Here is an 8,135-nt window from a genome sequence, read left to right on the forward strand (position 1 = left end):
CTTTTCAGGAGAGCTTCTATTTTGGTATGCGAATCGTTAATTGAATATATTCTTCAAATTCTTCTTCTTCCGTATTCAATTTTACACCGCTGTCTTCCACCATTGATAGTGACTGGCGAATCGTGTTCATCGCAATTCTTGTATCTCTGCTGAATGCTTTGCGTCTCGGCTTTGGCTTTCTCTGGCCTTGCTCCAGCATTTTCACCACGCGGTCTTCCGTCTGCTTTACATTTAAACTTTTCTCAATAATCTCTGTGAGCAGTGTGACTTGGAGCTCAGGCTGTTTCAGCGGAATCAGCGCTCTGGCGTGGCGCTCGGTGATTTTCTTCTCCATAATCGCCTCTTGGACCGGCTGAGGCAGCTTTAATAACCGAAGCTTATTCGCGATTGTAGACTGCCCTTTTCCTAAGCGCTGTGCGAGTGCCTCCTGTGTTAAATCATGCAGCTCAAGCAGCCTAGCATAAGCATGCGCTTCCTCAATAGAAGACAGTTCTTCCCGCTGCAAGTTTTCGATTAACGCCACAGAAGCGGTTTCCGTGTCGGAAAAATCCTTAATAATTGCCGGAATCTTTTCCCACTCAAGCGATTGCACCGCTCTCCAGCGTCTTTCACCTGCAATGAGTTCGTATTGGCCTTCTTCTTCTGTATGCCTAACAACAATCGGCTGAATAATGCCGTGTGTATGAATGGTCATTGCTAACTCTTTGATTTTTTCATCTGAGAAAATGGTGCGTGGCTGAAAACGGTTGGGAACGATAGCATTTACCGGTATTTCCAGAATCTCTTCTTTATTTGTATCATGTTCAGCAATCTCCGGCTCCTGTTCCTTCTCACCAAGCCCGAAGAAACGAGAGAATGAATGCTTCATGTACCTACACCACCTTTAAAAACTGCCATTTTTATAATTCTATTTTCTCATGGTTTTTCCTGCTGTACATCCATCAATTTTGATGAAAATATGATGGTATTGTCATATCAGGCTGTCTAAATTACCCTTCAATTGGCGATTTATTAGGAGTTCCCGGTTTTCTTGGATACTTCTTAGGTGTATTTTTTATTTTGCGTATCACCATAATATTACGATCGCTTTCTTCAATAGGCAGCTTAAAAGAATGGATATTCTCAAGTTCTCCTCCAAGCGTCGTGATTGCTTTTTTGCCTGCATTCAGTTCTTCTTCAGCTGATGCGGCTTTTAAAGCAACAAATGAACCGTTTTTCTTCACCAGAGGCAAGCAAAGCTCACTCAAAACAGATAATCTCGCAACTGCTCGCGCTGTCACAATATCATAGCTTTCACGCACGTCTTTCCGTTGCCCGAACGTTTCAGCTCTGTCATGGCAGAATGTTGTATTCTCCAATTGCAAAGCCTCAGATAACTTTTCTAAAAACGTGATCCGTTTGTTCAGTGAATCCACGATTGTGACATTGAGGTGCGGAAAGCATATTTTTATCGGCAGACTTGGAAAACCCGCTCCCGCTCCAACATCACAAATCGTGTTCACCTGATTGAAGTCGACATAAAAAGCAGCTGTAATGGAATCATAAAAATGCTTTAAATACACTTCTTTTTTCTCTGTTATTGAAGTGAGATTGATTTTTTCGTTCCATTCAACCAGCATGTCGTAATACAGCTCAAATTGCTCCAGCTGACGGGGAGAAAGGGAGATCCCTTTTTCCGCCAAACCAGAAGTGAATTCTTCAATATTCATGCCGTCATCCTTTCTATTCGGCTATCTTCGCAATGCGTCCCTGCTCTAAATACACCAATAGAATTGAAATGTCCGCCGGGTTTACACCGGAAATGCGGGAAGCCTGGGCAACAGACAAAGGCCGTACATTTTTCAGTTTTTGACGCGCCTCGGTCGCAATCCCCTTAATTGCGTCATAATCAATTCGGTCTGGAATTTTTTTATTTTCCATCTTCTTCAGTTTTTCCACTTGCTGAAGAGATTTTTCAATATATCCTTCATATTTCACTTGGATTTCTACTTGTTCTGCCACGTCTTGAGAAACCGGCACTTCTGGCGGCGCCAGTTTTGTGACTGTTTCATAGTTCATTTCAGGACGTTTCATCAAGTCTGTGCCGCGAACTCCATCTTTCAATTCGCTTCCGCCAAGAGAACGGATATATTCTTGATTTTCCGGAGACGGCTTGATAATTACAGAATGAAGACGTTTTTTCTCCGCCTCGATCGCCGCTTTTTTCTTCTCAAAAGCCGCATAGCGCTCATCAGAAATCAATCCAATGCGGTGTCCGATTTCTGTCAGACGCAAATCAGCATTGTCATGGCGAAGCAGCAATCTGTATTCAGCACGTGATGTCAAAAGACGATATGGCTCATTGGTACCTTTTGTCACAAGGTCATCAATCAGAACACCAATATAGGCGTCAGAACGGCTTAGAATTACTTCTTCTTTTCCAAGCGCTTTTCGTCCTGCATTGATTCCCGCCATAATCCCTTGTCCCGCAGCTTCTTCATAACCGGATGTTCCGTTAATTTGGCCTGCAGTATAAAGGTTTGTGATTTTTTTGGTTTCAAGTGTCGGCCATAGCTGTGTCGGTACGATTGCATCATACTCGATCGCATAGCCGGCTCTCATCATTTGCACGTTTTCAAGTCCAGGAATCGTTGCAAGCATTCTTTGCTGTACGTCTTCTGGAAGACTTGTAGATAAACCTTGGACATAGACTTCCTGTGTATTTCTGCCTTCTGGCTCAAGGAAGATTTGGTGGCGCGGTTTATCATTAAAACGGACAACTTTATCTTCAATGGATGGGCAGTATCTTGGGCCTGTACCTTTGATCATACCGGAATACATCGGTGAACGGTGCAGGTTGCTGTCGATAATCTCATGTGTCTCAGGGCTTGTATATGTCAACCAGCAAGGGAGCTGATCTGTGATATATTCCACTGTTTCATATGAGAAAGCGCGAGGCACATCGTCACCAGGCTGAATTTCCGTTTTGCTGTAATCAATCGTATCGCTTTTAACGCGAGGCGGCGTACCTGTTTTAAAACGAACAAGGTCAAAACCAAGTTCCTCCAAATGCTCAGAAAGCTTAATAGAAGGCTGCTGGTTATTTGGGCCGCTTGAGTAAGACAGATCGCCAAGAATAATACGTCCTCTTAAATATGTCCCTGTCGTCATGACAACTGCTTTCGCACGATAATGTGCGCCGGTTTGTGTAATAACGCCTCGGCATTCGCCGTCTTCAACGATCAGCCGCTCCACAATTCCTTGCAGCAATGTTAAGTTTGGTTCTTTTTCAAGCGTATTTTTCATTTCGTGCTGATATTGGAATTTGTCTGCTTGCGCACGCAATGCACGAACCGCTGGACCTTTTCCTGTATTCAGCATTCTCATTTGAATATGCGTTTTATCGATGTTTCTTCCCATTTCTCCGCCGAGCGCGTCAATTTCGCGGACGACAATCCCTTTTGCGGGGCCGCCGACAGACGGATTACATGGCATAAATGCAACCATATCTAGGTTGATGGTCAAGACAAGCGTTTTGGCGCCTTGGCGTGCAGATGCGAGGGCAGCCTCAACACCGGCATGCCCGGCGCCAATCACAATCACATCGTATTGGCCTGCTTCATACCCCATGATTCTAGTTCCTCCTTTAATTATTTTCCTAAACAGAATTGAGAAAAGAGCTGATCAATTAAGCTTTCGTGGACAGAATCTCCAATGATTTCCCCTAAAAGCTCCCAGCATCTTGTAAGGTCAATTTGCACCATGTCGATCGGGACATCCTGTTCGATGCCGCTAAGCGCATCTTCAATGGCGCGTTTTGCTTGCTGTAAAATAGAGATGTGACGTGTGTTGCTGACATAAGTCAGATCACCGCTTTCAATGGCACCCGTGTAGAACAGTGATTGAATCGCTTCTTCCAGATCATTGATGCCTTCCTCTTTTAAAAGAGATGTCGTAACAACTGGACGTCCATTGGCAAGCTCACGGACACGTTCAGTGTCAATCTTCGCCTCAAGGTCAGTCTTATTCAAAATCACGATAACATCCATGCCCTCAACGGCTTCAAAAAGCTTCACGTCTTCTTCAGAAAGCTCTTCACTATAATTAAGCACAAGTAAAATCAGGTCCGCTTCCTTTAGGACCTGGCGAGAACGTTCAACACCGATTCGCTCAACAATATCCTCTGTTTCACGAATACCTGCTGTATCAACCAGACGAAGCGGGACGCCCCTTACATTCACGTATTCCTCAATCACATCCCGTGTCGTTCCGGGAATATCGGTTACAATGGCTTTTGCCTCATGAACGAGGCTGTTCAGAAGAGATGATTTTCCTACGTTTGGCCGGCCAATAATGACGGTAGAAAGACCTTCACGCAAGATTTTTCCTTGCTCAGAAGTCCTCAGCAGCGTCTCAATTTCCTTTTTCACGGCGGTTGCCTTTTCGACTAAAATCTGATGCGTCATTTCCTCTACATCATCATACTCCGGATAATCGATATTTACCTCAACATGGGCCAGTGTTTCTAAAATCTCACTGCGCAAACGGCGCACCAAAGCAGAAAGACGCCCTTCCATTTGATTCATAGCAACGTTCATTGCCCGGTCCGTTTTCGCTCTGATTAAGTCCATAACCGCTTCCGCCTGTGAAAGATCGATTCGCCCGTTTAAAAACGCACGTTTCGTAAATTCGCCAGGCTCTGCCAGTCTCGCTCCCTCTCTCAATGCAAGCTGCAGCACTTGGTTCACAGTCACAATTCCCCCGTGACAGTTTATCTCGATAACATCTTCCCGTGTAAAAGTTCTCGGCGCTTTTAACACTGATACCATTACTTCCTCAACGACACGATCCGAAGGTCTGTCTACGATATGACCATAATGAATCGTATGTGATTCGACCGAGCTGAGTGTTTTCCCCTTCGGTCCCTTATAAATTCTATCTGCGATTTGAATGGCTTCTGGTCCGCTCAACCGTACAATCGCAATCGCGCCTTCTCCCATCGGTGTGGAAATTGCCGCAATTGTATCCATGTTGTTCACCTCTCTTTACTTATACTTCATCTATATAAAAAAATTTTTATTATGCCAAAACTAAAAGATAACATAGTTTGGTTCGAAGTGGAAGATTTGTTATCCACAGAAATAGAAATTCGTCCCTTATTACTTTAACTTATCCACATGTGAATAACAATTAATTTTATTTCCTGAACTTCCTTTTTATCAACAGGATACACCTAAAAAGAAAAAACTTAAACGGCAAAACCTTGATATTACTAGGAAAAGTAGATTTTTCGGATACAAAAAAACCGAAATCCAATTTTTATCGGACTTCGGTTTTATGCTATCTTTTATGGGAAATAACGAGATGACGATTTTCGCCTTCACCCATTGAATATGTTTTGATCTGATGGTTTGCATATCCAGAAAGAGTATCGTGAATAATTTTTCTTTCGCTGGACGGCATGGGCTCAAGCTGGATGGATTTTTTCGTTTTCAAAACCTGGTCAGCAAGCTTGATGGCCAGCTGGCTCAGTGTTTCTTTTCTTTTCAAACGATAGTTTTCTGCATCCACCGTCACATTTTTATATTGGCCTGGATAACGGTTAAGGGCAAGCTGTGTCAAAGTTTCAAGGGCGTTTAAGGTTTGTCCTCTTTTCCCAATCAACAATGCTGCCTTTTCACCTGTTATATGATATCTCACTGTCTTTTTGCTTTCTTGAACAGTCACATCAGACTTCCCGGCAATGGCTTCGGCAATCGTTTGAAGATATAACTTCGCTTGCTGAATCGGATCAATCTTTTCAACCAGCTTTACGATCGCAGGCTTTTTACCGAAAATACCGAGAAACCCTTTGTTTCCCTCTTCAATAACAGTAATTTCTACCTTATCCTTCGTTAATCCCAACTCTTGCAATCCGGACTGTACTGCTTCATCGACATTTCGCCCTGCAGCAGTCACATTCCTCACTTTTTCTTTCCTCCGGCTTTTTGCGGCTCAGGATTTTTTTTAATATCAGGTCCTTTAATGAGGAAAGTTTGCGCAATCATAAACAAGTTACCAACTACCCAATAAAGAGAAAGAGCCGCCGGGAAGTTGATCGCAAATACGATAATCATAATTGGCATAATCCAAAGCATCATCGCCATTTGCGGATTTTGCTGCGCATTGCCAGCCATCATCAGTTTTTGCTGAACAAATGTAGCGACACCGGCAACGATAGGAAGAATATAGTAAGGATCTTTTTCTCCTAAGTCAAACCATAAGAAGCTGTGCTCTGAAATCGCCTGTGTTCTCATGATCGCGTGATAGAATCCAATTAAAATCGGCATCTGGATCAAAATCGGGAAACATCCCGCCAATGGATTGACACCATGCTTTTGGAATAAAGCCATTGTTTCCTGCTGAAGCTTTTGCTGCGTTTTTTGATCCTTTGAGCTGTATTTTTCTTTAAGCTTTTGCATTTCCGGCTGTAAAGCCTGCATCGCTTTCGAACTTCTCAGCTGCTTAATCATCAGCGGTAAAATTAATAAACGAATTAAAATGGTAACTAGAATAATTGAAAGCCCATAGTTATCTCCCGTCAATTTCGCTACATACGTAATGAGCTCAGACAATGGATATACTACGTACTTGTCCCAGAAATGCGGACTATCTGCAGTGATCGGCTCTTTCACACTCGAGCATCCAGCCAAAAGCATGAATACGCCAACCATACTTAATAGCAACCCTATTCTCCTTTTCAACAACATTTCCTCCTATAATTAATCTTTACACTCTTTTATTGCAAAGCATACTTGTATGTATTTTAGCATCTTTCAGTTTTAAATGGTGTCTTTTTCTGATCAACCAGAAAGGAAGCGCTTTTAAAAGTTGTAAGAAAGCAGTGGTGATGCCTACTTTGACGAAGATTTCTTATATAATGAAGACTTTCTGAATAGATGCTGCAGACTTTTTTTCGTTTCCTCATATGTCAGCTGGCTCGCCGGTTTTCTGGCAATAATGATGTAATCCTTTTCCTTCAGTCTCTCTTTCTCTTCAAGAAAGGCCTGCCGAATCAAACGTTTGATCCGATTTCGCATCACAGCATTGCCAATTTTTTTGCTGACGGAAAGCCCGACACGCAGTTCATCATTTTCAGGCTGATCAAGCGTATATAAGACAAACTGGCGGTTTGCAACTGATGTCCCATGTTTAAACACTTTTTGAAAATCTTCATTTTTCTTTAAACGATTTCGCTTCTTCAAATGACTCACTCCGATACTGGCTGGCAGAAACTTTTAAAATTTATTATGAACATGAGATGCATCTGAACCAGGAAGCATGCCCCGGTTCATTACGCATCACATTTATCTTTTCCCATAACGTGAAAAAAGACCACTGACATTATTCAGTGGCCTAAGCTGATAATACTTTTCTGCCTTTGCGGCGACGGCGTGCTAAAACTAGACGACCGTTTTTTGAACTCATACGGCTTCTGAAGCCATGAACTTTGCTGCGTTTACGGTTATTCGGTTGGAATGTTCTTTTCATTTATGACACCTCCCTCGAGGAATAGCTGTTAAAGACAGTCTTACTTATTATATTTGCGTTACCTATTCATTGTCAACTTCACTAGTGCTTTTATTTCTTGCAACCATAATAGGATACCATACCTTTTCAACTTTCGAAACCTTATTTTTTAGATTCCTTAATTTTACGGAAAAAAGACAAATCCAAATAATTTGCCCCTAAAATCACGCATGTGGATATCTTTTTCGGCTTTTTTTAGTATCCACAGAGGTTATCGACAACATTTTCACATTACCAACCCCTGTGGACAAGGTTTTTTCAACAGGTTGTCCGCTTTGTGGATAAGATTGTGACAACCATTGCAAGCTCTCGTTTATTTTGGTATTATATTTGTGTTTTAACTCTTGATTACTAATACTACCTTTCCTCTTTATCCACAAAGTGTGGATAAGTTGTGGATTGATTTCACACAGCTTGTGTAGAAGGTTGTCCACAAGTTGTGAAATTTGTCGAAAAGCTATTTATCTACAATATTATATGTTTTCAACATTTAATGTGTACGAATGGTAAGCGCCATTTGCTCTTTTTTTGTGTTCTATAACAGAGAAAGACAACATTTTCTATGAAAAGGAGGGACGTGCCGGAAG

At 42.2% G+C, this 8,135-nt stretch carries 8 protein-coding genes; all 8 read right to left on the reverse strand.

Features of this window, described 5'->3' with window-relative positions; translation table 11 throughout:
- Positions 1 to 16: 16 nt before the first annotated feature.
- A complete protein-coding gene (noc, locus tag ACFVP7_RS22500; protein ID WP_003226829.1) occupies positions 17 to 868 on the reverse strand; it encodes a nucleoid occlusion protein in 852 nt (283 codons plus the stop codon).
- 121 nt (positions 869 to 989) lie between these two features.
- A complete protein-coding gene (gene rsmG / locus ACFVP7_RS22505; protein ID WP_024571347.1) occupies positions 990 to 1,709 on the reverse strand; it encodes a 16S rRNA (guanine(527)-N(7))-methyltransferase RsmG in 720 nt (239 codons plus the stop codon).
- A 13-nt stretch (positions 1,710 to 1,722) separates the two neighbouring features.
- Positions 1,723 to 3,609: a tRNA uridine-5-carboxymethylaminomethyl(34) synthesis enzyme MnmG gene (gene mnmG, locus ACFVP7_RS22510; protein WP_124059571.1), complete on the reverse strand. Its 1,887-nt coding sequence runs from the start codon at positions 3,607 to 3,609 to the stop codon at positions 1,723 to 1,725.
- Positions 3,610 to 3,629: 20 nt separating this feature from the next.
- Positions 3,630 to 5,009 (reverse strand): tRNA uridine-5-carboxymethylaminomethyl(34) synthesis GTPase MnmE, encoded by a 1,380-nt coding sequence (gene mnmE / locus ACFVP7_RS22515; protein ID WP_119900071.1) that lies wholly within the window; start codon positions 5,007 to 5,009, stop codon positions 3,630 to 3,632.
- A 310-nt stretch (positions 5,010 to 5,319) separates the two neighbouring features.
- Positions 5,320 to 5,946 (reverse strand): RNA-binding cell elongation regulator Jag/EloR, encoded by a 627-nt coding sequence (gene jag, locus ACFVP7_RS22520; protein ID WP_003243764.1) that lies wholly within the window; start codon positions 5,944 to 5,946, stop codon positions 5,320 to 5,322.
- The gene (gene spoIIIJ, locus ACFVP7_RS22525; RefSeq protein ID WP_010886648.1) at positions 5,943 to 6,728 is read right to left on the reverse strand and encodes a YidC family membrane integrase SpoIIIJ; all 786 of its coding nucleotides are present in this window, start codon (positions 6,726 to 6,728) and stop codon (positions 5,943 to 5,945) included. Before spoIIIJ ends, jag begins: the two co-directional genes overlap by 4 nt.
- Before the next feature lie 144 nt (positions 6,729 to 6,872).
- A complete protein-coding gene (gene rnpA, locus ACFVP7_RS22530; RefSeq protein WP_003242628.1) occupies positions 6,873 to 7,223 on the reverse strand; it encodes a ribonuclease P protein component in 351 nt (116 codons plus the stop codon).
- A gap of 151 nt (positions 7,224 to 7,374) precedes the next feature.
- Positions 7,375 to 7,509, reverse strand: a complete 135-nt coding sequence (gene rpmH, locus ACFVP7_RS22535; protein WP_003178075.1) for a 50S ribosomal protein L34 — start codon at positions 7,507 to 7,509, stop codon at positions 7,375 to 7,377.
- Positions 7,510 to 8,135 lie beyond the last annotated feature (626 nt).

The organism is Bacillus sp. SG20033, from assembly GCF_044570195.1.
Taxonomy (GTDB): Bacteria; Bacillota; Bacilli; order Bacillales; family Bacillaceae; genus Bacillus; species Bacillus subtilis.